General features: G+C 46.6%; 1 protein-coding gene. It reads right to left on the bottom strand.

Annotated elements, in window-relative coordinates; translation table 11 throughout:
• The coding region (locus R7E78_RS27700; protein ID WP_318058829.1) for an ABC transporter ATP-binding protein at positions 1-639 on the bottom strand (639 nt) is incomplete at both ends.

The raw sequence follows: 639 nt of genomic DNA, 5'->3' as shown, positions 1-639 counted from the left end.
GAACAAGCAGATTGCATTTGAATCTCTTGCTGTGCACTCGCCTCAACTACACCAATATGGGTTTCGTATTCCGTATCTGAAATGCGCGTTGCGGCTAGGTAGCTACCACCACCTAAGAAGTCTGCAACAAACTTGCTCGAAGGTTGGTAGTAGAGTTCTGAAGCCGTGCCGTATTGCTCAATAACACCGTGGTTCATCACCGCCATTTTGTCGGCAAACGCAAATGCTTCTTCACGACTGTGAGTCACGAAAATCGCTGTAACGCCTTGTGCCTTAAAAATCTTACGGATCTCGCTGATTAACTCGTGACGAACCTGAGTATCAATATTGGAAAACGGTTCATCCAAAAGCAGCCAATCAGGGCTGTAAGCCAGAGAACGGGCAATCGCAACGCGCTGCTGTTGCCCACCAGAAAGCTGATGTGGATAACGATCGGCGTAACCTTGAAGGTGCACGAGTTCTAGCATTTCATCGACTTTCGCGCGCTTTTCTTGTGCAGATTGATGCTTCAAGCCAAAGGCTATATTTTGCGCAACTGTCAGATGAGGAAATAGTGCATAATCTTGGAAGATCATTCCGATATTGCGCTCTTCTGGCGGCAACCAATTTTCACCATCATCAATCGTCTGACAATTTAAG

Source organism: Vibrio sp. YT-19(2023), assembly GCF_033337395.1.
Note: the sequence above shows the minus strand (reverse complement) of the source record. Positions and strands in the feature narration are given on the sequence as shown.